The organism is Streptomyces sp. NBC_01257, assembly GCF_035917255.1.
GTDB lineage: Bacteria > Actinomycetota > Actinomycetes > Streptomycetales > Streptomycetaceae > Streptomyces.
The window spans coordinates 2,876,883-2,902,032 of sequence record NZ_CP108472.1 but is presented as its reverse complement, the minus strand read 5'-3'; the positions used below and the strand labels follow the sequence as shown (position 1 = coordinate 2,902,032).

The following is a 25,150-nucleotide window of genomic DNA, read 5'->3' as shown; positions in this document are numbered from 1 at the left end:
TCAGTGGCGCGGTCCACACTGGAGACATGTGCCGCAGTATCAAGACCCTTCGCCCGCCCGTCCTCCCCGAAGAGGCCACCGAGGAGGACATCCGCGCCGCCGCCCTGCAGTTCGTCCGCAAGGTGTCCGGCTTCCGCGCCCCGGCCGCACACAACAAGGAGGTCTTCGACCGGGCCGTCGACGAGATCGCAGCGGCGACGGCCGCGCTGCTGGACGGTCTGGAAGTGCGGGGTGGTGTCAGGACGCCGTAGGCACCGAGACCGGTGCGGCCGCGGCCGCTGCGGCCGCCGCGGCGGGACGCTTCATCAGGAGTGCCGCGAACCCCCCCGCGACGAACAGGGCCAGCACCGAGATGGCCGTGCCCAGCCAGCTCGCGCCGAGCCACTGGGCGCCGAAGTAGCCGAGGCCCACGCTGTAGCCGGCCCATGCCACGCCGGCCACGGCGGACCACGGCAGGAACTCCTTCACGGCGCGGTGCGAGGCGCCCGCGCCCAGCGAGACGACCGACCGGCCGGCCGGGGCGAAGCGTGCGATGACGACGAGGACACCGCCGCCGCGGCTCAGGGCGGCGCCGAGACGTTCCTGCGCCGAGGTGAGACGCCGCGAACGGGCGATGGCCCGGTCCAGCCGCTCGCCACCGCGCCATGCCAGCTTGTACGCGACGAGGTCGCCGAGCACCGAGGCGGTGGCCGCGCAGAGGATCAGGGCCAGCAGCGAGGGCACCTCGGTCACCTGGCGGGCCGCGCCCGCGGCGCCGGTGGCCACCGTGGTGGTGCCCGCGGCGGCGGCCGTGGCGGCCGTGATCACGAGGACGCCGCTCGGCAGCACGGGAAGGAAGACGTCCAGCAGCACGGAGAGGGCGACCACGGCGTAGATCCATGGGCTGCTGGTCAGCGCACCCACACTCTCGAGCACCTTCTACTCCCCGATCCGTAACAACGCCGCGACGTCGCAGGGGAGCGGCAGGAGCGGCAGGGCCAGCTGTACAGCGTACGCCTGCCGTTCACCGGGAGATCCCTATATATGCGCGATGTTGGGCATCTCACGTGAGCCACACCCGCCCCTCACGTTTTCGCTGCACTTGTGTACCCGTGTGCCCGTGTGCCCGTGTACCCGTGTACCCGTGTGCCCGTGTACGCCGGGGAGCGGTGTCCCGGTGTACACGGGCACGGGAGAGACGGTGAACGCGGCGGGTGTCAGACGGCGACGGGGGACTTCGCCTCGGACGCCCGGTCCTGGTCGTCCCGCGTCGCGGCGGCGCGGGACGTGAACAGCCGGTCCAGGGCCAGGGCGCCGGGGCCCGTGAAGACGAGCAGCAGGAAGACCCAGGAGTAGACGGCCGAGGGCTCGCCGCCGTTCTCCAGCGGGAAGAGCGCCCCGGGCTGGTGGACCTTGAAGTACGCGTACGCCATGGAACCGGACGAGACGAGCGCGGCGATACGGGTCCCGAGGCCCAGCACCACGAGTCCGCCGCCGACGAGCTGGATGACCGCCGCGTACCAGCCGGGCCAGGTGCCGGCGGGTATCGATCCGCCGCCCATGGCGCCGCCGAGGACGCCGAAGAGCGAGGCGGCACCGTGGCAGGCGAAGAGCAGGCCGACGACGATGCGGAAGAGCGCGAGGGCATAGGGCTGAGCCCGGTTCAGGCGTGTGTACATGGGGGGAGAGCTCCTTCGGTCTGGTGGGGACGTGAACCGACTGAGCGCCACAGATTAGGTAGACCTCACCAATACTTGCAAGTTCAACGTTTTGTCGACTGGCTGAAAGTCGACGGGGCTTCGTCGGTCAGTGTGCGATCGAATACCGTCTCCAACAGGGCCCCTGTCCTGCTTGACTTGGCCTGAACCAATGACAGCGCAGCTTTCCGGCCATTCAGGGTGAGCGTCATCAGCTGATTGCCGAACCACGGCCCGTCCGTCTTGCTCCATCGCACCGACGGCGTACCGGTGCGCCCGTGCCGCGCCAGCAGCCGGCCGAGCAGCCGTCCGGCCCGGCTCCAGCCGAACCGGAACCCGGCCCTGAGGGGCGCGGGAATGGAGTTGTGCACGGGAGAGCAGGTCAGCTGCAGGACGCGGGTCGCCGGTGCGGTGCCGGGCGCCGGGGCGGGCCGGTCGGGCTCCGCGACGTACGCATGGTGCACATCGCCCGACAGCACGCATACCGTCGCCGGGGCGTCCCGACCGTCGGCCACCTCCCGGATCAGCTCCGTCAGCTGTCCGAACGAGTCCGGGAAGGCCGCCCAATGCTCCAGGTCGGAGCGCTGCCGCAGGTACTCGCCGACGCGCGCCCAGCGGCCGTCGGGACCGCCCCGCTCGCCCCGGCACAGCGCGGCGCTCCACTGCTCCGCGTCATGGACCAGGGGCGGCAGCAGCCACGGCAGCGAGGTGCCGATCAGGAGGTGGTCGCGGGAACCGGGGGCTGCCAGCGCCTCCTCGCGCAGCCAGGCCGCCTCCCGCGGGTGGAGCATCGCCCGCTCCTGCTCGCCGAGCACCCGGGCGGCGCGGCTGTCCACCATGAGCAGCCGTACTCGGCCGAAAACACGTCGGTAGCTCCAGCTCGTGCGCGTGGCGTCGGCGGCCGCCTCGGCGGCGAAGCCGCGGACCGCTTCGGTGGCGTCCGGGGTCGCGTGCACCTCCGCGTACAGCGGGTCAGCGGCGAGTTCGGCGGGGGAGAGGTTGCCCAGGTGCTGGTAGACCCAGTACGACATCAGCCCGCTGACGATGCGCTCGTTCCACCAGGCGGTGGCGCGGATGGAGGCGAGCCAGGCGGCGCTGGTGTTCCAGTCGTCGATGACATCGTGGTCGTCGAAGATCATGCAGCTGGGGACCGTCGAGAGCAGCCACCGCACCTCGGGGTCGCGCCACGACTCGTCGTACAGACAGGTGTATTCGTCGTAGTCCGCCACCTCGGCCCCGGGCGGCTCGTCCAGGTCGCGCCGGGCGGCCAGCCTGCGCCGGGTCGCCTGCGAGGTCTCGTCCGCGTACACCTGATCGCCCAGGAGCAGCAGGACATCGGGGCGTACGGCATCGGGGTCGGCGGCGAGCCGGGCGGCGAGGGTGTCCAGGGCGTCCGGCCCGACGGGATCGCCCCGGCCGGGCAGATGGCCGTCGGCGGGCGGGGCGGCCCAGCGGCAGGAGCCGAACGCGACCCTGACCGCCCCCGGCCCGGCCGCCCCGTCGCCCTCCTCGCCCCCGTCGGGGGCGCCGGTTATGGGCGGGGTGGTGATCGTGCTCGCGGGGAACCGGTAGTCCTCCGGCGGCCACACCGTGCGGTCGTCGAGCAGGACCTCGTACGGCGTGGTGGAGCCGGGCGTCAGTCCGGTCACGACGACCAGGGCGTAGTGGTGCCCGGAGACCGCGAAGGTGCGGGACGAGCCCGACGCCCCGTCCGCGCAGCGGACTTCGGCCGTGCACGGCCGGTCCGCCTCGACCCAGACGGTCGCGGTGGTGGCGGTCTCCCAGTCGACGTACCGCAGCAGTGGTCCCAGTCGCAGGCCGGCCATGTGAAGCTCCTCGCGTCGTTCCGTACGGGACGGTCCGGACGATTCCGTGGGGGGCGCCGACCGCGGATGCGGACAGCGGGTTCGTACCGTACGGAACGACGGGGAGGTGCGGGGCGGTTCCGGGCAGGTGTTTCGTCAGTCAGCGGCCGGCTTCCACCGCTCCGCCTCGCGGGCGGACGCCCGTGCGCCGAGCAGTCCGACGGCCAACGAGACCGCGGCACACGCCGAGACACCGGCTGCCAGGACGGTCCAGGACACCGAGCCCTCCTTCACCAGGGCGATGAAGAACACCGAGTGCCAGGCGGTCACCACCCCGGTGACCACCGTCGCGACGAGCAGCGGCACGGTGAGGTGCCACGAGGCCACGGACCGGAACACGCCGCGTCTGCCGGTCAGGACGGCCAGCGGTGCGAGAGCGTGGCGGATCCGGACGAACTCCGCGGCCGCGCTCACCGCTCCGGCCACGAGGACGAAGAGGATGCCCGTGATGCCGAACAGCTGGATCCAGTTCGGCAGCCGGGACCGCGAGGACCCCTGCCAGCCACTCCCCAACGCCTCCACCTGGACGGCGGGGTTGGGGAGGGTGAAGGCGGCCTGCTTCACCGCGGCGAGCTGCCCGGCGACGGGGGTCACGACGATGAGGGACTCGGTGCCGTCCGCCTTCACGCCGATCCGGGAAGCCGGTACGAAGACGAAATCGCCGTACCAGCGGCGCATCTCCGCCACCTGGGCGTTACCACCCGCCGTCGCCTTGGCGCCGTGACACGACACGCGCAACGCGCGCAGGTCGCGGCAGGTTCCGCCGACGGTGATCCACGGTTCCTTCGGCGGTCCGGGATCGTGGAAGGCGTGGCTCAGCAGCACCGAGCCCGCCGGCAGGGAGGAACGAAAGCGGTCGGTCTGAGCCGCGGTCATCCTGCTCGGCGTCACCTCGACCACGGTGTCCTTGATCCGCTGATGCGTCGCGACGGCGGCCTGCGACTGAACTCCCAGCCTGCTGGTCCACACCTGCATCTGGGCGACGATGCCGATCCCGATCACCATCGCCAGCGCGAGGCGGACGATCACGCCGGGGTGCGCATGCGTCCAGCGCCCGCCCACCAGACGGCCCGGGTGGCCCTTCCGCCTCCCGCTCGCGGCGACCCAGGACCCCAGGCGACGGGTGAGCAGGGCCACGACGGAGGACAGGAAGGCCCACATCACCACGGTTCCGGAGGTGAACACGAGGAGCTGCGCCTTGCGGGGCAGATACTGGCTCGTCAGGACCAGCGCGACGCCCACACCGCACAGCGCCGGACGCCATGCGGGGACCCGGTCGCCGAAGGAGGCGGGACGGGTGGACGTGCCGTCCCGGCGGACCCGGTGCGTGCCCACCACGAGCGTGAGCACGACCAGCAGGGACACCGCGGCCGAAGCGGCGGCCATGGGCCAGGCGCCCTGTACATCGCGGTGGTCGAGGATGTATCCGGTGGGCGCCAGGCGCGTGCTGTGCACGGATGCGACGGCGTACGGGGCGAGCGCGACGAGCGTGCCCAGCACGGCCGGGACAGCCGCCTCGCCGATGTTGACGATCATGCGGTGCCGCCCTGTGCCGCCCAGCGCCTGGAGCAGACCGCTGCGCCGGTCGCGGGTGCGGGAGCCGACCCGTGCGGCGACGACGGCAAGGGCGAGGGCGGGCAGTCCGGCCAGGGCCCACAGCGCCAGGAGGGGAGAGGTGACGGCCGGCTGGTCGACCATCTCTCCCGTCGCTCCGCCGTTTCTGCCGAAGGCGGCCAGAGGAAGCCACCTTCGGTCGCTCTTGGGTGCCTCGTCCCCTACCCGGACATAGGCGATCCGCTCCGACGGAGTGACCAGGCCGTCCGCGCCGATGGTGCCGGCGAACCGTCCGTAGCGGGTCAGAATTCCCTCCCCCGCCCCGGTGCGGAGGAGTTCGGGAGAGAGCAGCACCTCGCCCGGCTCCGGCCAGCGGGTCACACCGGCGGGTACCGGCGCATCGGCGCTGAGCGGCCGGACGAAGACGAGGGAGACGGGCCTGCCGCCGACGGAGTCGCCCCCCTGCCGGTACAGCAGGCGGGGCTCGGCGTTCTCACCGAAGGCGACCACCGGTCCCCGGGCCTCCGCCCGGGCTTCCCGGCCGTCGAAGGTCGCGACCGTGGCCACGGTCGCGAGGACGACGAAGGCGACGGCGGCCGCGGCACCGAACAGCCCCCACCAGCGCAGTCGGTCGCCCGGCGTGGCCCGGCCCGCGGCTATGCCGATCCTGAACAGCGTGGACGCGGTGCGTATGCGGTTCGCCATCAGAAGGCCCGCGCTTCGGCCAGCAGTCCGCCGCGCAGTTCGTGGCGCCGGTCGGCGCGGTCGGCCACCGAGAGGTCATGGGTGACCACCAGCAGGGCGCAGCCCCGGTCGCGGGCGGCCGTGAACAGATGCGCGGCGACCGACTCCCTGGCTTCCGGATCGAGTGCGCCGGTGGGCTCGTCGGCGAGCAGGACGGCGGGCTCGGTGATCAGTGCACGGGCGACAGCGGTCCGCTGGCGCTCGCCGCCGGAGAGTGCGCCGGTAGGGGTGGAGCCGGTGGGGACGCCGAGCTCGGCGAGGAGTTCCTCCGCCCGCAGATACGCCTCCTTGTGACGTCCCCCGTCGAGCAGGACGGGCAGGGCGACGTTCTCCACCGGGCTGAGCTCGGGAAGGAGTTCGCCGAACTGGAACACCATGCTCAGCGTCTCCCGGCGGGCCCGGGCGAGGCGTGCGGAGCCGAGCCCGGTGATGTCCTGTCCTGCCGCGTTGACGGTGCCCGCCTGCGGTTTGACCAGGCCGAGGATGCACATCAGGAGGGTCGACTTGCCGGACCCGCTGGGGCCGGTCACGGCGACGGACTCGCCCGGGGCCACGGACAGCTCCACGCCGTCGAGGAGGGTCCGCCCGCCGACCTGGTAGCGCAGATCGCTGACATGGAGCCCTGACAGGTCATTCCGGTCCACAGAAACTTGCCTCTTGTCTTGGGAAACGAGGGTGCCGCACCAGCCCCGGTGGGCCTGGTGCGGCAGTGGTGCCTTGAGGTGCGGCGACTACGGGAACTTCCAGCCCGAGCAGTCGTCCGGTGCGCCGTAGTTCTCGTCACAGACCTTGAACTGGGTGATCTCTCCCCCGTCGGCCGAGTACGAGGTGGTGCCCGGGCCGCTGTGGTTCCACAGCGTCTTCTTCGCCCCCACGTTGCTGATCCGGTAGTACTCGGCCTTCACCGGGTCCCCGTCGCTGCTGTTGTCCTTGACGGCGACCCGTCCCCTGTCGTTCTGAGCCGGGGACCACCCGTGCGCACCGCCGCCGTAGGCGTCCACCGCCGCCACCGCGGAGGCGGTGGGCACGGCGACGGCGAGGGTGAGCAGTGCGGCAGCGACGATCGTTGTACGCGTCATTCCTTCGTACTCCTTCAGCCGTTGATGTCGAAGGCGCGAAGGCGTACCGGCCGCAGGGCGTGTGCCTGCGGCCGGTACGTCGTGCACCCCTGATGTCTCCGGGCCGGAGCCCCCCCAATGAGACGGCTGATTTATCGCACGGGGAGTCGGGCTCAACAAGGACTACCTGAGGTCTCCGGCCACGCCGATCGGTGTGGCCGGAGAGCTGTGTGACGCGTGATTCTCCTGTTTCTGGATGGGTTGTCCCCGGCCGGGCGGCGGAACCCGGCGCCCGCGGGTGATTCCGGTGGTGAGGCGATCGACCGGAAAGCGCCCTCGGAACGCGGGACTCCGTACCAGCGGGTGGGACGGGAGGCGGCCGGGCCGTAGGAGGCACGTCCCGGCCGCCGTGTGCCGGTCAGCTGGCCGGCCGACCCGCGGTCGCGGGGGTCAGCAGCCGTTGAGGACGGACTGCAGGGCGCTCTTCTCGGCCGAGTCGACGGTCAGGTCGTAGTAGTGCTTCACGTGCACCCAGGCGCGGGCGTACGTGCACTTGTAGGCGGCGAGCGAGGGGAGCCAGGAGGCGGGGTCCTTGTCGCCCTTGGACTGGTTGACGTTGTCGGTGACGGCGATGAGCTGGGGGCGCGTCAGGTCGTTGGCGTACGCCTGTCGTTGGGCGGTGGTCCAGCTCGACGCTCCCGAGCGCCAGGCCTCGGCGAGCGGGACCATGTGGTCGATGTCCAGATCGGCTGCGGCGGTCCAGGTGGCGCCGTCGTACTCCGAGTACCAACTGCCGCTGACGGCGGCGCAGCTGGAGTCCTGCGAGACGTTCGTGCCGTCGCGCTTCAGGACCACCTCGCGGGTGTTGCAGGCACCCGACTGAGTGATCCAGTGCGGGAACTTGTCCCGGCTGTATCCGGTGGACGAGCCCTCGGCCTGCACCGTGAGCTCGCCGAGGTAGGTACGGGCGGTGGACGCGGCGACCGGGGTGGGCATGGCCGCCTGCGCGCTGGGGGCGGTGAGCAGGCCGGTGGTTGCGGCGAGGGCGGCGGATGCGGCGAGGACGGCTATGCGACGCGCGTAGACACCTGACATGCGAACTCCCTTGATGTGGGGGGATGTCGGACGGGCTGTCCGGAACGGCCCGGCCATCGTGGCGGCGCCGGGTTTCCGTGGGGTGGGCGCCAGGTAACAGGGTGGCGACATGGGCACGTCACATCAAGGGGTCTGACAAAGAGGCTCGGAGTGCGGGGGCGTGCGCAACTGAGTGCGCGGGCGTACGGAACTGAGGGTGCGGCAGGTACGAGGGGTGGGCGCGCGGTGGGGCCGGTGCCGGCCGGGCCCGGGCCGGCACCGCGGTTCCGGTTCGCGACGCGGGAGCGGGTGCGGCCGGTCTTAAGGTGGCCGCGTGCTGCTTCCGGTCAACATCACGCTCGGCGTCGTCCTGGCGCTGCTGCTCGCGGCGGCCGCCGCCGTCGCCTCGTTCGCCTCGCTCGGCCGGTCGCGCGAGATCGTCGTGGCCGGGCTGCGGGCCGCGGTCCAGCTCGCCGTGGTCTCCTCGCTCATCGGCTGGGTGGTCCACGCCCTCGCGCCGATGTTCGCGTTCATCGCGCTCATGTACGCCGTGGCCGTGTGGACGGCGGGCCGCCGGGTCACGGGAAACCGCACCTGGTGGTGGGCGGCCGTGCCGATCGGGGCGGGCGTCGCGCCGGTCGTCGTCGTGCTGCTGCTCACCGGCCTGGTGCCGGTGCGGGGCATCGCGCTGATCCCGGTCGCGGGCATCCTCATCGGGGGCGCGCTGACCGCGACGGTGCTCGGCGGCCGGCGGGCGCTGGACGAACTGTCGACGCGGCGGGGCGAGGTGGAGGCGGCGATGGCGCTCGGCTTCCTGGACCGCGACGCGCGGCTGGAGATCGCCAGGCCCGCGGCGTCGGACGCGCTGCTCCCGGGGCTCGATCAGACGCGCACGGTGGGGCTCGTCACGCTGCCCGGGGCCTTCGTGGGCATGCTGCTGGGCGGCGCCTCACCGGTACAGGCGGGCGCCGTACAGCTGTTCGTGCTGGTCGCCCTGATGGCCGTGCAGGCGGCGGCCGTCGCGACCGTACTGGAACTGGTGGCGCGGGGGAGGCTGCACCGCGAGTCGGCGGAGCCCTCGGAGGGGGATCGGGCGGGGGATTCGAGGGGGGACTCGACGGGGGAGGCGGACCCGGCGCGCTGACGACCGGAGGTGAGGACCGGGGGTGACGACCGGAGGTGACGCCCACGGGTGTGGCTCCCGGAGGCGACCCTCGGAGACGACGCCCCGCGGTGACCGCCCCGCCGCCCTGCGCGGTTACGCCCGCGCGTCGAAGTGCAGCACGATCGAGCCGTCCGACGCCGCTTCCACCCGGATCTGCGACAGGTCGTCGACGTGTGCGTCGGGGGAGAGTGCCGCCGCGCGCGGGCCCACGCCCACGACACGCATGCCCGCCGCCCGGCCCGCCGCGATGCCCGCCTCGGAGTCCTCGAAGACGATGCAGTCCGCCGGCTCGAAGCCCAGTCCGGCCGCGCCCTTGAGGAAGCCCTCGGGGTCCGGCTTGCTGGCGCCGACGCTCTCGGCGGTGACGCGGAGTTCCGGCATCCGCAGCCCGGCCGCGGTCATCCGGGCCCGGGCCAGCGCCAGGTCGGCCGAGGTGACCAGGGCGTGCGGGAGGGAGGCGATCGCGTCCATGAAGGCCGGGGCGCCGCCGACCGGGACGACGCCGTCGGTGTCGGCGGTCTCCTCGGCGAGCATCACCCGGTTGTCCGCGTGGTTCAGCTCCATCGGGCGGTCCGGGAGGAGCACCGCCATGGTGGCGTACCCCTGGCGGCCGTGGACCACCTTCAGCGCCGCCTCCGGGTCCAGGCCGTTGCGCAGTGCCCAGCGCCGCCAGCAGCGCTCCACGACGGCGTCGGAGTTCACCAGGGTGCCGTCCATGTCGAGGAGGAGTGCGTGGGCGGTGAGGGCGGTGGCCGGCATGGGCGGGCTCCAGAACGGGGGAAGCGAACGCCGCGGGGAGATGTGCGGCGCGGGAAGGCGAACAAGGCGCGGGAAGAGACGCGGGAAAGAGAACAAGCGGCCCCCGCTCGCCGGTCAGGGTGTGCGCGCGGAGGCCACTTTGTTCCTCCACGATACAAAAACCGGCCCGGGAAAGCGAATCCCTGCCCGGGCCGGGTCTCCGGTGCGGGTCAGTGGCGTCCCGCCCCGGGTGTGTACTGCTCCAGCGTGCTCCGGGTGTGGGGTCCGTAGACCCCGTCCGGATCGCCGTCGATGCCCCACCACGTCTGGATGTCGTGCACGGCCCTCTCGACCCGGTCCGTGTAGTCGCCGTCGATGCTGTCGTTGAACGCCCCGACCATCTGGAGCCGGATCTGCAGTTCGGCCACCTCCGTGCCGCGATCACCCCGCCGCAGCGTCGGGCCGCCCGGTGGCTGGGCGGACGGCGCCACCGCCGCCGGGGCGCTGCTCCCCGCCGTGGCCGACGGGGACGAGGTGACCGCCGACGCTGACGGGGACGGTGGGGCGGAACGGGACGCCGTCACGGACGCGGACGGAGAGGGTGACGCGGAGGCGGAGGCGGACGGCGGGCCGGCCGCAGACCGTGATGGTGACGCGGAGGCGGACGCCGTGTCGGAGGCCGACGGTTCGGCGCTCTCCTCGGGAAGGCTGTTCACCCTGGACGGCAGCGCCTGGTCCAGGTCGGCCTCCTTGCCCTCGTCCCCGTGGAACAGTCCGCCGACGAAGGCCGCGGTGCCGACCACCGCGACGACGGCCGCTCCCGCGATCAGGGCCGCGAAGGGCTTGCGGCGGCGCGGCTGCACGGGGTCCGGGCCCGAGGCGATGAGCGAGGCGGCCGGGAGGGCGGCCGTGCCCTCCGGGGCCAGTGCGTCCGGCAGCGGGCCGGGGCCCGGGCCAGGTCCCGCCGGATCCAGGAACAGCGGCATCGTCGTGGCGGCGTCCCCCGGCGCGTGCTCCTGGTGCGGACCGGCGGCCGCCGCCCCCGCGTCCTCGCCGCCCAGCGTCACGTACGGCCGGATGCGCAGCGGATCGAAGTCCTCCGCCGCCGCCATCTCCGCCGACCGCTCGGCGTGGTGCCGCTCGGTGATGCGCTGCTGCTCGGCTGCCCGCTCCCGGTCGCCGAGGTGATGCTGCCCCCCTGCGCCCTGCTGCCCGGGGGCGCTGTCCTGCGGTCCGGCGCCGCCGCGTTCCGCGCGTCCCGCGCAGGCGCAGCCCTGGCCGGTGCCCGGTCTGTTGTCCGTACCGCACTCCGGGCATATATGTCCGGTCATTGTGGGTCCCCTCCCCTTGAACTGCCTGCGATTATGCAGCCCGCCGCCAGGAAGCCCAATCATGGAGCCCTTCCGCAGGCCATAACGGGACGGAACGGACAGGATGGGGGTGTATCGGATCCGAGGAGATGTTTCATGGCCCAGCAGTTGAGCCCTCCGGCCCCGGCCCCCGGCGGCGAACGCTCCACCCGGTCGGTCCTGGTGGCGATCGGCGCACTGCTTCTCGGCATGCTCCTCGCCGCACTCGACCAGACCATCGTCTCCACCGCACTGCCGACCATCGTCAGCGACCTCGGCGGTCTGGAGCACCTGTCCTGGGTGGTCACGGCCTATCTGCTGGCATCGACCGCGGCGACCCCGCTCTGGGGCAAGCTCGGCGACCAGTACGGGCGCAAGCGGCTCTTCCAGATCGCCATCGTCATCTTCCTGATCGGCTCCGCCCTCTGCGGCATCGCCCAGAACATGCCGCAGCTGATCGGCTTCCGCGCCCTTCAGGGGCTCGGCGGCGGCGGGCTGATGGTGCTGTCGATGGCGATCGTGGGCGACATCGTCGCCCCGCGCGAACGCGGCAAGTACCAGGGGCTGTTCGGAGCGGTGTTCGGCGCGACGAGCGTCCTCGGACCGCTCCTCGGCGGCTTCTTCACCCAGCACCTCAGCTGGCGCTGGGTCTTCTACATCAACCTCCCCATCGGCGTCGTCGCCCTCGGTGTGATCGCCGCAGTGCTGCACATCCCGGTCCGCCGCACGAAGCACACCATCGACTACCTCGGCACCTTCCTCATCGCCTCGGTCGCCACCTGTCTGGTCCTCGTCGCCTCGCTCGGCGGCACGACCTGGCCCTGGGCATCGGCCCAGATCATCGGTCTCGCCGTGCTCAGCGTGGTGCTGCTGATCGCCTTCGTGTACGTGGAGCGGCGCGCGGCCGAGCCCGTGCTCCCGCTGAAGCTGTTCCGCATCAGGACGTTCAGCCTGGTCGCGGTGATCAGCTTCGTGGTCGGTTTCGCGATGTTCGGCGCGATGACCTATCTGCCGACGTTCCTCCAGGTGGTGCACGACATCACGCCGACGATGTCCGGCGTGCACATGCTCCCTATGGTGTTCGGCCTGCTCATCACCTCGACGCTGTCGGGCCAGATCGTCAGCCGTACGGGCCGCTGGAAGGTCTTCCCGGTCGTCGGCACCGGCCTCACCGCGGTCGGCCTGCTCCTCCTGCACCGGCTGACGGAGACCAGCCCCACCTGGGAGATGAGCATCTACTTCTTCGTCTTCGGCGCGGGACTCGGCCTGGTGATGCAGGTCCTGGTCCTGGTGGTGCAGAACGCCGTGACGTACCAGGACCTCGGCGTCGCCACGTCGGGGGCGACCTTCTTCCGGTCCATCGGCGCCTCGTTCGGTGTCGCGATCTTCGGCACCGTCTTCACCAACCGGCTCACCGACAAGCTCGGCTCGGCGCTCGCCGGCCAGTCGCTGCCGCCCGGCGTCAGCGCCGACGGACTGGCCGCCGACCCGCGCGCCATCGGCCAGCTGCCGCCCGATCTGCGGACACCCGTGCTCCACGCGTACTCGACGTCGATCACGGACGTGTTCCTGTACGCGGCCCCCGTCGTCCTGATCGCCTTCGTCTTCGCCTGGCTGCTCAAGGAGGACAAGCTGCGCGGGTCGGTGACCGCCCCCGAGGTCACCGAGACGCTGGCCTCGAACCCGGTCGAGCGCTCCTCGTACGACGAATGCGCACGCGCCCTTTCGGTCCTCGCCACCCGGGAGGGCCGCCGCGAGGTCTACGTGAAGATCACCGAACGGGCCGGCTTCGACCTGCTGCCCGCCGCCAGCTGGATGCTGCTGCGCATCAAGCGGCACGGCACCGTCGAACCCGCCCGGCTCGCCGACGTCGCCCCCGTGCCGCTGCGGGTGATCAGCGACGCGGCCAGGCAGCTGGAGGAGCGTGGTCTGGCCCGCCGGGTGGGCGTGCAGATGGTGCTCACCGAGCCCGGCGCCGAGGCCGTCGTGAAGCTCGCCCAGGCCCGTGAGGACTCGCTCGCCGAGCTGCTGGGCGACTGGTGGGGGCCGGACCGGCCGACCGACCTGGTCGCCCTGGTGTCGGAACTGACCGCGGAGACGAGCGGGTCCAGCAAGGAACGCCCGCACAGCCCCGAGCCGAAGCGGGACCACTCGGCGGGCCGCCCGCACCAGCCGCCCGCCTGACGGATCCGCCGGGTACGGCTACGGCCGGTCGAGCTGCTTCGCGAACCAGTGGTCCGCGTACATGCGGCGGTGGAAGGCCGGGACCTCCTCGTAGCCGTGCTTGGCGTACAGTCCGCGCGCCTCGATCAGGTCGCTTCGGGTGTCGAGCCGGATCTGCCGTACGCCGAGCTCCAGCGCCAGGCTCTCGACGGCTCCGAGCAGCAGTCCGCCGCCGCCCGTGCCGCGCGCCTCGGGGCGTACGTAGACCCGGGTCAGCTCCGCGGTGTCCGCGTCCTTCACCAGTAGACCGGCGCAGGCCGCCGCGCGGCCCCCGATCCGGCCGACGACGAATCCGCCGGTCGGCGGGACGAGCTGTTCGGCACCGTCGTCGGTGAGCCCCTCGTCGATCTCCTCCGCCGTCGCGGGCCGCCCCCAGTAGCGGCTGGCGACCTCGTCGTAGTAGTCCCTTCGCAGCAGGGCGGCGTCGGGAGAGTCGAAGTGCTCGGGAGTCACGGTCCACGTCATCGGGTCATTGTTTCCCGCGCATGCCTGTATGGAGAAACGAATTCGGGTGCGGGGCGTGGGGGTGTCGTGCGTACGACGGTCCCGTGCGTCACCCTGCGTGCGTACGTACGAGCAGGTGCGCGCCCGTCCTCACCGCAGGGGCGGTGGCGCGAAGACCGGCGGCGGGGGTGTCACCGGGCGCCGCCGCCGGGCCCGCAGCACCAGCAGCAGGGCCGCGAGCGCCACCGCCACCGCACCGAGCAGCGACAGCACCCAGGCCGGGACGCCGCCCACGGTCAGCAGTTCGTCCCGGTAGTACGTGGTCCGGTACGGGGTGTCGGCGGCGGCCGCCCGCAGCTCGTGGTCGCCGTCGATCAGCTCCGGCCGCGGGAACGACTGGCCGATCGCCGTGACGAACACCGGCTTCCCGCCCGTCAGCGCGTCCAGCGCGTCGTACGCGCCGCCGTCCAGCCGGCCCGCGTACGTCACCTCGGGCCGCTGCCCGCCGATCGTGCCGCGCGGCTCCATGCGGTGGGCCGCGAGCACGTACAGCCCCAGCGACTGCGGTGTCGTGGCGAGCCGGGACAGACGCATCGGATAGACGAGCCGGTCGCTGGCGAACCGCAGCCGCAGCGGGTCGAGCGTGCCGGCCAGCCGGCTGCCCGACTCGCGGGGCGCCAGGCGCACGGCCACGTACTCCCACTTCTGCTCGACGTACGGGCGCAGGGCCGTCGCGAGCCGGTCCGGGAGCTCGAAGCCGTTCTCCTTCAGCCAGCCCTCCAGCGCCGCGGGGTCGGTGGCGGCCAGCCGGGCCACGTCGAAGGGACCGAGCCGCTCCCGGCCCACCACCTCGACCGGTGCGGCGGCCGAAGGAGCGGCGGCGCCGTCCCCGGAGCTGCCGCCGCCGAACGGCCAGTCCTCCGCGCGCGGCCAGAAGTAGTGGCGCGTCCGGCTCACCGGAGCGGTGAGGTCGCGGAGCTCGGAGAAGACCGAGGCGTCGCCCAGCCCGACCGTCGCGCGGTGCGGCACCGGCATGATCCACGCGGCATCGGGGGCGTCCCCGCGCACGGTGAGCTGCATCACGATCTGCTCGGTGGTGCCGTCCCAGCCGACGACGGACGTCTCCCGGTCGACCGACACCCGGGCGTCCCGGTCCACCACCATCGCCCCGCAGCCGCAGGCGTACGCCGGTGCGATCAACGAGCCGAGCTGGAGCGAGAACACCACCATGACCAGGGAAAGCGCCCGAACCGCCCACGCGCGCGGCCCGTGCCGCACCTCTTGTCCACGCCCCGCACACCGCATGTCCCGCGTTCCTCCCCGTGGTCACCGATCAGGGGCTCAGACGTGAGCACGGCCCCACCGGTTCCGGCAGTCGGGTCCGCCACACAGCATGGCCGGGCATTCTTTCCGACAAATGCCGGATGACAGTCAGGCGAAGAGGGGGTTGATTGGGTCTACCTCATAGCGCAATGCGAAGGTTTCACAGCATGACCGGATGGAGATCCGGCAACGAACGTGGGGAGGATCGGCGCAACGTGGCGAACGCGGAGCACAGTGTGCGCGGAAATGCGGCGACGGGAGCGAGGACCGGTGCTGCCCGTGCCGTGCTCTGGCTGGTCGTGGCCGCACTGGCCGTACGGCAGATGGCGGTGGTGCTGAGGCAGCCGCCCGGCGAGCGGCTCACCGACCTGGAGACCTGGATCGGTGAGAACGGTGTGCTTCATGTGACGGGTTCGCTGTACGACACCGACCGGTTCACCGGCACGCCCTTCGCCGGACTGGTCCTGAAGCCACTGACCCGTACGGCCGAACAGAGCCTCGGCGTCGCCTGGACCTTCGGCTCGCTGCTGCTCGTCGCCGCGCTCGGCATCATCGCGGCCCGCGCCCTGCCCGCCCCCGTCAGCCGCCGCACCGCCCTGCTCGCCGCCCCCGTCACCATCAGCCTGCTGATGGTCTCGCTGCCGGTGCGCAACGCCCTGTACCTGGGCCAGACCAGCATCCTGCCGGTCCTGCTGGTCCTCGTCGGCTGCTTCGTGGTCCGCGGTGAACGGGCCTCCGGCGTGCTCATCGGAATCGCCGCCGCGCTCCAGCCGACCGTGCTGCTCTTCGCCGCCCTGCTCTGGCTGACCGGGAGACGCCGCGCCGCGGTCACCGGCGGGGTCGCGTTCGCCGGCTGCACCGCGCTGGCCTGGGCCGCGATGCCGCACGACTCGTGGACGTACTGGGTGCACCACGTCGCGGGCGCCGGCCTCGGCGACCACGCGGACAGCCTCGCCAACCAGTCCCTGCACGGTGCGCTGCTCCGGCTCGGCCTGGCGGGCCCGCTGGAGATCGTCCTCTTCCTGGTGCTGGCCGCGGCCGTCTGCTTCCTCGGCCTGCGCCGGGCCGCCCGGTACGCCCAGGACGGGCAGCTGCTCCTCGCCGTGGCCGTGACCGGCTGCGTCTCCGTCGCCGTGTCACCGACCGCCTGGCAGCACCAGCTGCTGTGGGTGCTCCTCGCCGTGGTCGGCCGGGTCGGCAAGCGGGCCTCCGACCGGCTGGTGTGGCCGGCCGTCGTCATCCTCGTCATCACGCTGCCCGGCAAGATGCTGCTGCCGAACATCGAGGCGGTGTTCCCGGTCCGCGACAACGTGCTGCTGATCGCCGCGCTCGGGGCCGCGTGCGCCGCCCCGTTCCTGCCCCGCACCTCGCCGTACTGGCAGCACCCCGTCCCCACCGACTACGCGGCCCCGGTCGCCGCCCGCTGGAGCAGGGTGCCGCTGCTGCCGTTCTGGCGGCGCGTCCTCAGCCGGCCCAACCTGCTGCTCGAACTCCTGCTGATCAGGGTCGTCTACTCCGCGTACCAGCATGTCCGGCTGGCCGCGACGGCGGGCCGCGCCACCGCGGAGCACCACGGCCGGCAGATCCACTCGATCGAGCAGTGGCTGCACATCGACATCGAGCACTGGGTCAACCACTCGGTCGTCAAGGTCGGCTGGCTGCGGGACTTCTTCGACTACTACTACTCGACGTTCCACTTCATCGTCCCGCTGGCCATCCTCGGTGTCCTGTACGTGCGCCGCCCCGCGGACTACCGCTGGGTCCGCAGCTCCATCGGCTTCGCCACGGTGCTGGCCCTGGTCGGCTTCTGGCTCTACCCGCTGGCCCCGCCGCGGCTCATGCCGGGCCTCGGCTTCATCGACACCGTCCACGGGGTCCAGGACTTCGCGAAGCCCGACTACGGCACGCTGACCGGGGTGACCAACCAGTACGCGGCGATGCCCTCGCTGCACTTCGGCTGGTCCCTGTGGTGCGGTGTGGTGATCGTGATGCTCGCGCCGAGGATCTGGATGAAGGCGCTGGGGCTGCTGCACCCGCTGTTCACGCTCTCCACGATCGTCGCGACGGGCAACCACTGGGTGCTGGACGCGGTGGGCGGCGCGACGGTGGTAGCCCTCGGCTTCGGCCTCACCTACGCCCTGTCGGGCCCGCGCCGGCTGGAGGAGCCCGTGGTGGGGTCCAGCGAGGGTGGCCGGGCGGACGGCGGCCTGGAACCGCCGGGCGGCGGTGGGACGACGTCACCGAGTCCTGCCGGCCGTGTCACCGAGAGGGCCTGACGACGCGGGACCGGGCCGACCGCCGAAGGGGTGCCGGGCAGCGAAAGCGCCCGGCACCCCTTCGGCATGTGGATCGTCGCGTTCCCAGCATCCGCCCGCCGGACGGGGTCCGCCACTCGAACGGGTCAGCGGGACGGGCCCAGGGCCCAGGTGGCGCAGGACAGCGTGACCATCGACACGACCGTGGAGGCCACCACGGCATTCCGGGCGAGGCCGGTGTCCAGGCCGTACTCGCGGGCGTAGATGTAGGCGTTCTGCGCGGTCGGCAGCGCGGAGCAGAGGACCACGGCCAGCACCTGGTGGTCGGGCAGGTGCAGGAGCGGTCCGGCGACGGCGAAGGCCACCAGCGGCTGCACCAGGGTCTTGAGCAGGACCGCGACACCGACCTCCGCCCGGCCCGCGAGCCGCCCGGTCCCGCCGGCCGGGCCGCCGTGCAGGGACAGCCCCAGCGTGATCAGCGCCGTGGGCACCGCGGCGGCGCCGAGCACGTCGCAGGAATGGGTCACCGCGGCCGGCAGCCGCAGCCCGGTCACGGAGACGGCCACCCCGAGCAGCGAGGCCATGATGACGGGGTTGCGGACCGGCATGGTGAGCATCCGCCGCAGCCCGCCGCCGGTACGGCCGCCGCCGGGTCCGCCGCTCGCCCGGGTGCCGGTGTCGAGCAGCGTCAGGATCACCGGCGACACCAGCAGGACCTGGAACAGGATGACCTGCGCGACGAACGAGGCGTCCCCGAGCACCTGCACCGCCACCGGGATGCCCAGATTGGCCGAGTTGACGTAGCCGGACGCCATGCTGCTGATCGCCCCGTCGGCGCGCTTGCGGCCGAAGAAGCGCCGGCCCACCGCGTATCCCAGCCCGGACACCAGCGCCGTCCCCGCCGCGAACGCCACCATCGACGGATGGGCGAACGAGCCCGGCCGCGACCCGGACACCATGGTGAACAGGGCTGCGGGCATGGCGACATGGAAGACGAACCGGCCGAGCACGGACTCCGCCTGCGCTCCGAGGAGTCCACTGCGGCCGACCGCGTAACCGATGCCGGTCAGGATCCAGATGGGGGTGAAACCGGAGAGCAGGGCGGGCATGCCCGCCATGATCCTCGTACCCCTGAACGCGGGGCGGGCAGGGGTACGAGGCCGGGGCTCAGGCGGTCGCGCTCACCTGGAGCTGTTTGATGCCGTTGAGCCAGGCCGACCGCAGCCGGCGCGGGTCACCGGTCAGCCGCAGGTCCGGCAGCACGTCCGCGATCGCGTTGAAGATCAGGTTGATCTCCATCACGGCCAGGGACTTGCCCAGGCAGAAGTGCGGACCGCCGCCGCCGAAGCCGAGGTGCGGGTTCGGGTCGCGGGAGATGTCGAACCGCTCCGGGTTCTCGAACACCTCGGGGTCGTTATTGGCCGAGGAGTAGAACAGCCCGACCCGGTCGCCCTTCTTGATCTGCTGCCCGCCCAGTTCCAGGTCCTGGGTGGCGGTCCGCTGGAAGGAGACCACGGGCGTCGCCCAGCGGACGATCTCCTCGGCGGTCGTCTCCGGCCGCTCGCGCTTGTAGAGCTCCCACTGCTCGGGGTGGGTGAGGAAGGCGTGCATGCCGTGGCTGATGGCGTTGCGCGTCGTCTCGTTGCCGGCCACGGCGAGCAGGATCACGAAGAAGCCGAACTCGTCGGAGGAGAGGTTGCCCTCGCCCTCGGCCGCGACCAGCTGGGAGACGATGTCCTTGGCCGGGCACTCCTTGCGGGCCGCCGCGAGGTTCATCGAGTAGGAGACGATCTCCATCGCCGCCTCGGCGCCGATCTCCTCGGTGATCGCGTACTCCGGATCGTCGTACGCGGCCATCTTGTTCGACCAGTCGAAGATCCGGGCCCGGTCCTCCTGCGGCACGCCGATCAGCTCGGCGATGGCCTGGAGCGGCAGCTCCACGGCGATGTTGTTGACGAAGTCGAAGGAGCCGTCCTCGTCGGCCGCGGCAAGCGCCGTCTCGACGATCGACCGCGCCCGGCTGCGCAGCGCCTCCTCCAGGGACCTGACGGCCCGGGGGGTGAAGCCGCGCTGGACGATCTGGCGGACCCGGGTGTGCTCGGGCGGGTCCATGTTCAGCATGATCAGCTTCTGGACGTCGATCTGGTCCCGGCTGATGGTCTCGTTGAAGCGGATCACCGCGGTGTTGGTGTTCGACGAGAAGAGTTCGGGGTGGGTCGAGACGTACTTGACGTCCGCGTGGCGCGTGACGACCCAGTAGCCCGAGTCGTCGAAGCCGGAGATGCCGGTGGGCTGGGTGCACCACCAGACCGGCGCGGTCTCCCGCATCATGGCGAACTCCGGGTGCGGGACCCGGGCTTGGAGCAGGTCGGGATCGGTGAAGTCGAACCCTTCGGGCAGATGGGGGCAGGGCATCGGCAGCTCCAGGTCAAGAACTCCAGGTCGGTCCGAGAGCCGTCCGAGCAGTGTCTGACGACCCATCAGAAGTTGCCCGAAAGGTAGTAACGAGTTCTACAACTGACAAGGGGCATGGCCGGATCTGTTGCGTGAAGCATCGGTGAACCGGCCAGGTTCGAAGCGGGTGCTGGCCGTGAAGGCCGCGCAAGGTGCGTGCAAGACCCTTGCGTACCGGGGGTAAGCCTCATAAGACTGCAGGAAGAACTAGAACGCGTACTAGTTCCTTCCGCGGGCGCCGGGACGCCTCTGCGGAAGTGCGAGGAGAGGACGAGCTCATGGCCGCGGAACCCGTCATCGTCGAAGCCGTACGCACCCCCATCGGCAAGCGCGGAGGCGCGCTCGCCAATCTGCACCCCGCCTATCTGCTGGGTGAGACCTACCGTGAACTTCTCGGCCGGACCGGCATCCACGCCGACTGCGTCGAACAGATCGTCGGCGGCACCGTCACCCACGCCGGCGAACAGTCCATGAACCCGGCACGCAACGCCTGGCTCACCGTGGGGCTCCCGTACGAGACGGCCGCGACGACCGTGGACTGTCAGTGCGGCTCCTCGCAGCAGGCCTCCCACATGGTCGCCAACATGGTCGCGGCCGGGGTGATCGACGTCGGCATCAGCTGCGGGGTCGAGGCGATGTCGCGGGTACCGCTGGGCAGCGGCTCCAAGCACGGCCCGGGCAAGCCGTGGCCCGACGAGTGGAACGTCGACCTGCCCAACCAGTTCGAGGCCGCCGAGCGCATCGCCCGCAAACGCGGCCTCACCCGGGAGAACGTCGACTCGCTCGGCCTCATCTCGCAGGAGCGGGCGGCCGTCGCCTGGGCCGAGGAGCGCTTCAAACGGGAGACGTACGCGGTCCAGGTGCCCACCACCGAGGAGGAGCAGGCCGCCGGCCAGGGCATGTGGCGGCTGGTCGACCGCGACGAGGGGCTGCGCGACACCACGATGGAGGGACTCGCCCGGCTCAAACCCGTGATGCCCACCGCCGTCCACACCGCGGGCAACTCCTCGCAGATATCCGACGGCGCCTGCGCGATCATGTGGGCGTCCAAGCGGATGGCCCGCGCGCTCAAGCTCAAGCCGCGGGCCCGGATCGTCGCCCAGGCGCTGGTCGGCTCCGACCCGCACTTCCACCTCGACGGCCCCGTCGACGCGACCCGCGCGGTGCTCGGCAAGGCCGGGATGTCGCTCAGGGACATCGACATCGTGGAGATCAACGAGGCCTTCGCGTCCGTGGTGCTCAGCTGGACGCAGGTCTTCGACCAGGACCTGGAGAAGGTGAACGTCAACGGCGGTGCGATCGCGCTCGGGCACCCGGTCGGCGCGACCGGCGCCCGGCTGATCACCACCGCGCTGCACGAACTGGAGCGCAGGGACAAGGAGTTCGCCCTGATCACCATGTGCGCGGGCGGTGCGCTGGCGACCGGCACGATCATCCAGCGCCTGTAGGCCCCCGACGGACGGACGCGTGGCCGGGGCGCACCCCGGCCACGCACGCCTCAGCCCGTCAGCGACCAGCCGCTGAAGTCCGCCCGGCCGCGCCGGCCGGAACCGCCGTTCGCCGCCGTCATGAAGAACCCGACGTCCTGGACGGCCGCCGCACCCGGCACCGTCACCGCGGCCATCGCCCGCCAGGAGGCTCCGCCGTCCGTCGAGCAGGAGCCCGTGTACGAGGCGCCGGACCGGGTCAGCCGCAGCAGCACCGGCCCCTGCACGCCGGGCAGCGAGTCCCGCTTCTCCAGGGTGCCGTCACCGTTGGCGTCGTACGAGAGCACCACCCCGTTGGCCGGGGTCAGTGCCAGGTTCAGGAAGCCCCGGGACCCGCTCGCCGGCATCGCGTTGCGGACGACGAGCCCGGCCCGCGCCCAGTTCCCGGTGTTCTCCTGGGAGTCCACCCGCACGGTCACCGATCCGCCCTCCCCGAACGCCGCCGCCCGGTAGACCGCGCCGAACTCGGCCGTGGCCCCCCACAGATCGCGTCCCGCCCCGTCGATGGCGAAGCGGTCGGCCAGCCGGCCGAACGACGCGTCGTTCGCGTTGTGGACCAGCCAGTCCGCCTCCAGCGGCCCGGCCACGTACACCTGCCCCCGCACCACCGCCGTGACCGGCCGCTCCCCGCGCGGCCCGTACCGCGTCCGCAGCTCGAACGGATGCGCCTCCAGCGGCTCCTTCGGCGCGGCCTGCGGGGCGGTGATCCGCCAGCTCGCCCGGGCGCTGCCGCCCGCCTCCACCCCGGGCAGCTCGACGGGCCCCTGCGCCACGGACTCCAGGCCGGGCAGCCCGAGGAGGAAGCGGACCGGACCGGTCGCGCGCAGGCCGTTGACGTTGCGGAACCCGGCCTCGACGACGGCCGAGCCGCCCGGCGGGACGGCGGCCCGGTCGGCCGCGACGGTGACCGTGCCCTGGTAGGGGGCGGCGGCGAGCGTGTCGTACACCCGGAGGGCGGTGCGGTGCGCGGCGCGTGCGCTCAGCTCCCGCAGCGGGTAGGTCTTGCGCTCGTGCGTCCACGGCTCCTCGACGGCGTACCAGTCGAAGACCTCGGGCGCCCGGTCGTGGGCGAGCGCGTCCGCCATCTCGTCCAGGTAGGTCTGCCACTGCGGCAGATGGAAGTCGGCGATCAGGCCCTGCCAGTCGCGGTTGGCGTAGTTCGCCAGCAGACCGCCGTCGGCCGCCGGACGGTCGGCCCAGGTGGTGATCAGCGCACGGGCACTGTGTTCCAACTGGGCCGCCTCGGCGGGCGACGAGGCGGAGCGCCGCGCCTCGTCCAGCCACGGTCCGAGCATGAACGCCCGGTGTCCGCCCGTCATCTCGTCGCTCAGCCGCATCAGTTTCAGCCACAGCCCGGACAGGACGGCGAACGCGGCCCGGTCCCCCCGCGCATAGGCGGCGTGCAGTTGCGGGAGCAGCTGCCGGGAACGGTTGGCGAGCGCCTGGCGGGCGAAGTCGGTCAGGTCGAAGCGGTACGCCTCCGAGCGGCGCAGCGACTCCTTCATCCGCAGCAGCCCGGCGAACGCACGGTCGAAACCGGCCGAGTCGAACGACAGCTGGGTGGTGCCCCAGTACGTGGCGTTGACCGCGGCGAGGTCGGGGCGGGCGGCGAACAGCGAGTCGTGCGGACGGCCGTCGCTGCTCTGCACGTCGTAGGCGGTGTCGCGCAGCGCGGCGAAGGCCTCGGCGGCGTGCCCGTCCCGGCCGCCGTAGCGGAATCGCGCGTACCGGGTGAACCAGGCGGCCCGGTCGACGGGCTCCTCGCGCCAGGCCAGTTCGGTGAACAGCTCGAAGGCGGCCGGGTCGCGGTCGGTGGACTCCGGCAGATAGGCGGTGCCCGACAGGGTGCTGCCCGCCTTGTCGCGCCAGGCCGGGAACTTCTGTGTCCAGGCCGGGGCCATCGCGCCGAGCGTGGTCCGGCCGCCGAAGTTCGGGATCGCGCCGAACGCGTACGGAGTGTTCCCCCACTCCTTCTCGCGGTCCGTGGCCTCGTCCAGCTCGGAGCGGCCGTCCACGATCAGCACATGGGTCTTGTCGAGCGCGTCCAGCAGCTCCCGGCGCGGATTGCCGGTCCAGCCCATGATCACCCAGGTGGCACCGGGCCGGGCGGTCTGCAGCGCGCGCTCGATGCCGCGCGCCGCCTCGGGGATGTCCACCCCGCCCGCGCTGCCGCCCTCGTGCAGGATGTCCATCTTGTACGAGGGCACGTCGTCGAACAGCACGCGCTGGTGCCGGTAGAAGGACTCGGCGACCCGGGCGAACGTGTCGGTGCGCGGGTCCAGCCAGTCGGGGCGCCGGAATCCGGACCACTGGCCTTGCGGGACGACGGCGGCGCCGGGATTGCGGTCGGCGAAGCCGCCCGGGACCGTGCCGAAGTAGCCGGGCAGGACCGGGGCCATGCCGAGCTCGCGCATCCGGTCGGCGGCCCGGCGGCCCAGGGCGGCCCGCCGGGCGATGAGCTCCGGGCCGAGCGGCCCCCCGTACCCGCTCATGTTCTGCAGCAGCCACCACGGCTGATGGGTCGGTGCCGGGATCCAGGCCCTGGTCTCCGCGTCGCTGTAGCCGAACTCCTGCATCACCCGGTGGTACACCGCCTCCTGACCGACGGTCAGGAACACCTCGTTGCAGCCGTGCAGGGCCAGCACGTCGATGGTGCGCTCCCAGCGCGACCAGTCGGCGTACGGGGCGGTGTACCCGTCATACGTGTCGTTGAAGGTGAACCGGTGCGGGACCGTCGCCCGCCGCTCCAGCGGCCGGGCGGGCGCGGGCAGCACGGCCGGCAGGTCGAGCTGGCTCCCCGCCCACGAGATCACCGCGTCGCACACGTACTTCAGATACCAGTGCACCCCGGTCAGGAGCACCGCCGGACTGGTCCCGGCGACCTCGACGCGGCCCCGTCGGCCGCCGATCCGGAATCGCTCGCCGCCGTCCGCCGGATCGAGGAGGGTGAGCCGGAACTGCCCGGCCTGCGCGCCCAGCAGCCGTTCCAGTGCCGCGTGCGCGGCCGCGGTGCCCCCCGCCTCACGTGCCGGACCGGCGACGGCCGGGATCTGCGTCCCGAGGGCGGCGGTCACACCGACCGCTCCGGCGGAGGTCAGTAGCGTACGTCTCGACAGCTGCGTCACGAGCACTCCTTGGTCAGGGCCGCGGATGGTGCGTCAGATGTGAACTGGATTCTGCGGTGCGCACGTTAATGGGGGGACGCAGGCACGACAACGGGCCCCCAACATCTTTCGGACAGGCCGCCGGATGGCGCACGGAGCGGACAACGGCGAGGTGGCGGGCCCCAGGGGGTGTTCCGCGCACCGTACGCGGACATCGCCGAGGAGCTCTTCGACACCCACCACACCGAGGAGGAGATCTTCACGGCCCTGCCCGGCACGCTGAAGGACCTGCTCACCGACGCGTACTACGAGAAGGTCCAGCACCCGAGCGGGGCGCTGCTGGCAGCGGTCCGCGCACAGGACGGCAACTGCGCGTGGCGGCCGGGCGTGCCGGTGCGCCTCTACTCCGCGTCGGGCGACACCGACGTCCCGATCGCCAACGCCCGCGCCTGCGCCGCCGATCTGGCGGCGCACGGCACGAAGGTGCCGGTGACCGACCAGGGCGCCGCCGACCACAACGGCACCTACCTGAAGTCCGGTCCGCAGATCGTGCGCTGGTTCGACGCGCTGGCCGCGCGCGGATGACGGGAAACGCCGAGGACCCCCGGCCGCGGAAGCGGTCGGGGGGCCTCGGTGC

The 25,150-nt window shown here is 72.2% G+C and carries 20 protein-coding genes; 6 read left to right on the top strand and 14 right to left on the bottom strand.

The window, feature by feature from the left end; translation table 11 throughout:
* Positions 1-26: 26 nt before the first annotated feature.
* Positions 27-251 (top strand): DUF2277 domain-containing protein, encoded by a 225-nt coding sequence (locus OG408_RS12285; protein WP_266778288.1) that lies wholly within the window; start codon positions 27-29, stop codon positions 249-251.
* Here OG408_RS12285 and OG408_RS12280 read toward each other — a convergent pair.
* The 7 genes from OG408_RS12280 to OG408_RS12250 all read right to left on the bottom strand — a co-directional run bounded on the left by OG408_RS12280 (position 238) and on the right by OG408_RS12250 (position 7,992).
* A complete protein-coding gene (locus OG408_RS12280; protein ID WP_326669835.1) occupies positions 238-915 on the bottom strand; it encodes a DedA family protein in 678 nt (225 codons plus the stop codon). The two genes, OG408_RS12285 and OG408_RS12280, sit on opposite strands and share 14 nt — an antisense overlap.
* Positions 916-1,196: 281 nt before the next feature.
* Positions 1,197-1,658 carry a DoxX family protein gene (locus tag OG408_RS12275; RefSeq protein WP_326669834.1) on the bottom strand — a complete coding sequence of 154 codons (462 nt, stop codon included), beginning with the start codon at positions 1,656-1,658 and terminating at the stop codon, positions 1,197-1,199.
* Between the two features lie 83 nt (positions 1,659-1,741).
* Positions 1,742-3,502: an alkaline phosphatase D family protein gene (locus OG408_RS12270; RefSeq protein ID WP_326669832.1), complete on the bottom strand. Its 1,761-nt coding sequence runs from the start codon at positions 3,500-3,502 to the stop codon at positions 1,742-1,744.
* A gap of 135 nt (positions 3,503-3,637) precedes the next feature.
* Complete coding sequence (locus OG408_RS12265; protein WP_326669830.1) at positions 3,638-5,800, bottom strand: permease; 2,163 nt, start codon at positions 5,798-5,800, stop codon at positions 3,638-3,640.
* Positions 5,800-6,483 carry an ABC transporter ATP-binding protein gene (locus OG408_RS12260; RefSeq protein WP_266778281.1) on the bottom strand — a complete coding sequence of 228 codons (684 nt, stop codon included), beginning with the start codon at positions 6,481-6,483 and terminating at the stop codon, positions 5,800-5,802. The genes OG408_RS12265 and OG408_RS12260 overlap by 1 nt, the downstream gene beginning before the upstream one ends.
* A gap of 87 nt (positions 6,484-6,570) precedes the next feature.
* Complete coding sequence (locus tag OG408_RS12255) at positions 6,571-6,918, bottom strand: hypothetical protein (RefSeq protein WP_266778279.1); 348 nt, start codon at positions 6,916-6,918, stop codon at positions 6,571-6,573.
* Positions 6,919-7,347: 429 nt separating this feature from the next.
* Positions 7,348-7,992 carry an HNH endonuclease family protein gene (locus OG408_RS12250; protein ID WP_285565262.1) on the bottom strand — a complete coding sequence of 215 codons (645 nt, stop codon included), beginning with the start codon at positions 7,990-7,992 and terminating at the stop codon, positions 7,348-7,350.
* Between the two features lie 313 nt (positions 7,993-8,305).
* Between OG408_RS12250 and OG408_RS12245 the strand changes: the two genes are divergently transcribed.
* A complete protein-coding gene (locus OG408_RS12245) occupies positions 8,306-9,115 on the top strand; it encodes an ABC transporter permease (protein WP_326669827.1) in 810 nt (269 codons plus the stop codon).
* 114 nt (positions 9,116-9,229) lie between these two features.
* Here the strand turns inward: OG408_RS12245 and OG408_RS12240 are convergent, their stop codons facing one another.
* Both OG408_RS12240 and OG408_RS12235 read right to left on the bottom strand, forming a co-directional pair.
* Entirely contained in the window at positions 9,230-9,895 is a 666-nt protein-coding gene (locus tag OG408_RS12240; protein ID WP_266778273.1) for an HAD-IA family hydrolase, read from the bottom strand.
* A 209-nt stretch (positions 9,896-10,104) separates the two neighbouring features.
* Entirely contained in the window at positions 10,105-11,205 is a 1,101-nt protein-coding gene (locus tag OG408_RS12235; protein WP_326669825.1) for a peptidoglycan-binding domain-containing protein, read from the bottom strand.
* A gap of 135 nt (positions 11,206-11,340) precedes the next feature.
* On the opposite strand from OG408_RS12235, the gene OG408_RS12230 reads away from it, so the two are divergent.
* Complete coding sequence (locus OG408_RS12230) at positions 11,341-13,407, top strand: MDR family MFS transporter (protein WP_266778269.1); 2,067 nt, start codon at positions 11,341-11,343, stop codon at positions 13,405-13,407.
* An 18-nt stretch (positions 13,408-13,425) separates the two neighbouring features.
* Here the strand turns inward: OG408_RS12230 and OG408_RS12225 are convergent, their stop codons facing one another.
* Positions 13,426-13,911, bottom strand: a complete 486-nt coding sequence (locus tag OG408_RS12225) for a GNAT family N-acetyltransferase (protein ID WP_266778267.1) — start codon at positions 13,909-13,911, stop codon at positions 13,426-13,428.
* Positions 13,912-14,040: 129 nt separating this feature from the next.
* The gene (locus OG408_RS12220; RefSeq protein WP_266778266.1) at positions 14,041-15,120 is read right to left on the bottom strand and encodes a DUF2330 domain-containing protein; all 1,080 of its coding nucleotides are present in this window, start codon (positions 15,118-15,120) and stop codon (positions 14,041-14,043) included.
* A 260-nt stretch (positions 15,121-15,380) separates the two neighbouring features.
* On the opposite strand from OG408_RS12220, the gene OG408_RS12215 reads away from it, so the two are divergent.
* On the top strand, positions 15,381-17,489 hold the full coding sequence (locus OG408_RS12215) for a bifunctional glycosyltransferase 87/phosphatase PAP2 family protein (RefSeq protein ID WP_326669822.1): 2,109 nt from the start codon (positions 15,381-15,383) through the stop codon (positions 17,487-17,489).
* A 125-nt stretch (positions 17,490-17,614) separates the two neighbouring features.
* On the opposite strand, the gene OG408_RS12210 is transcribed toward OG408_RS12215, so the two are convergent.
* Together OG408_RS12210 and OG408_RS12205 are read right to left on the bottom strand one after the other, a co-directional pair.
* Positions 17,615-18,577, bottom strand: coding sequence for an AEC family transporter (locus OG408_RS12210; protein ID WP_285565258.1), 963 nt, complete (start codon positions 18,575-18,577; stop codon positions 17,615-17,617).
* A gap of 58 nt (positions 18,578-18,635) precedes the next feature.
* The gene (locus OG408_RS12205) at positions 18,636-19,883 is read right to left on the bottom strand and encodes a cytochrome P450 (RefSeq protein WP_266778263.1); all 1,248 of its coding nucleotides are present in this window, start codon (positions 19,881-19,883) and stop codon (positions 18,636-18,638) included.
* A 317-nt stretch (positions 19,884-20,200) separates the two neighbouring features.
* Here OG408_RS12205 and OG408_RS12200 point away from each other — a divergent pair, with 317 nt between their 5' ends.
* A complete protein-coding gene (locus OG408_RS12200; protein ID WP_266778261.1) occupies positions 20,201-21,370 on the top strand; it encodes a steroid 3-ketoacyl-CoA thiolase in 1,170 nt (389 codons plus the stop codon).
* Positions 21,371-21,420: 50 nt separating this feature from the next.
* On the opposite strand, the gene OG408_RS12195 is transcribed toward OG408_RS12200, so the two are convergent.
* Positions 21,421-24,534 carry an alpha-N-acetylglucosaminidase gene (locus tag OG408_RS12195; protein WP_326669819.1) on the bottom strand — a complete coding sequence of 1,038 codons (3,114 nt, stop codon included), beginning with the start codon at positions 24,532-24,534 and terminating at the stop codon, positions 21,421-21,423.
* Between the two features lie 168 nt (positions 24,535-24,702).
* On the opposite strand from OG408_RS12195, the gene OG408_RS12190 reads away from it, so the two are divergent.
* A complete protein-coding gene (locus tag OG408_RS12190; RefSeq protein ID WP_326669818.1) occupies positions 24,703-25,098 on the top strand; it encodes a hypothetical protein in 396 nt (131 codons plus the stop codon).
* Positions 25,099-25,150 lie beyond the last annotated feature (52 nt).

Bases quoted from the DNA above. Each gene is read 5' to 3' on its own strand.
- OG408_RS12285 (WP_266778288.1), top strand. From the start codon at position 27: ATGTGCCGCAGTATCAAGACCCTTCGCCCGCCCGTCCTCCCCGAAGAG.
- OG408_RS12275 (WP_326669834.1), bottom strand. From the start codon at position 1,658: ATGTACACACGCCTGAACCGGGCTCAGCCCTATGCCCTCGCGCTCTTC.
- OG408_RS12270 (WP_326669832.1), bottom strand. From the start codon at position 3,502: ATGGCCGGCCTGCGACTGGGACCACTGCTGCGGTACGTCGACTGGGAG.
- OG408_RS12265 (WP_326669830.1), bottom strand. From the start codon at position 5,800: ATGGCGAACCGCATACGCACCGCGTCCACGCTGTTCAGGATCGGCATA.
- OG408_RS12255 (WP_266778279.1), bottom strand. From the start codon at position 6,918: ATGACGCGTACAACGATCGTCGCTGCCGCACTGCTCACCCTCGCCGTC.
- OG408_RS12250 (WP_285565262.1), bottom strand. From the start codon at position 7,992: ATGTCAGGTGTCTACGCGCGTCGCATAGCCGTCCTCGCCGCATCCGCC.
- OG408_RS12240 (WP_266778273.1), bottom strand. From the start codon at position 9,895: ATGCCGGCCACCGCCCTCACCGCCCACGCACTCCTCCTCGACATGGAC.
- OG408_RS12235 (WP_326669825.1), bottom strand. From the start codon at position 11,205: ATGACCGGACATATATGCCCGGAGTGCGGTACGGACAACAGACCGGGC.
- OG408_RS12230 (WP_266778269.1), top strand. From the start codon at position 11,341: ATGGCCCAGCAGTTGAGCCCTCCGGCCCCGGCCCCCGGCGGCGAACGC.
- OG408_RS12225 (WP_266778267.1), bottom strand. From the start codon at position 13,911: ATGACGTGGACCGTGACTCCCGAGCACTTCGACTCTCCCGACGCCGCC.
- OG408_RS12220 (WP_266778266.1), bottom strand. From the start codon at position 15,120: ATGGTGGTGTTCTCGCTCCAGCTCGGCTCGTTGATCGCACCGGCGTAC.
- OG408_RS12215 (WP_326669822.1), top strand. From the start codon at position 15,381: ATGACCGGATGGAGATCCGGCAACGAACGTGGGGAGGATCGGCGCAAC.
- OG408_RS12210 (WP_285565258.1), bottom strand. From the start codon at position 18,577: ATGCCCGCCCTGCTCTCCGGTTTCACCCCCATCTGGATCCTGACCGGC.
- OG408_RS12205 (WP_266778263.1), bottom strand. From the start codon at position 19,883: ATGCCCTGCCCCCATCTGCCCGAAGGGTTCGACTTCACCGATCCCGAC.
- OG408_RS12200 (WP_266778261.1), top strand. From the start codon at position 20,201: ATGGCCGCGGAACCCGTCATCGTCGAAGCCGTACGCACCCCCATCGGC.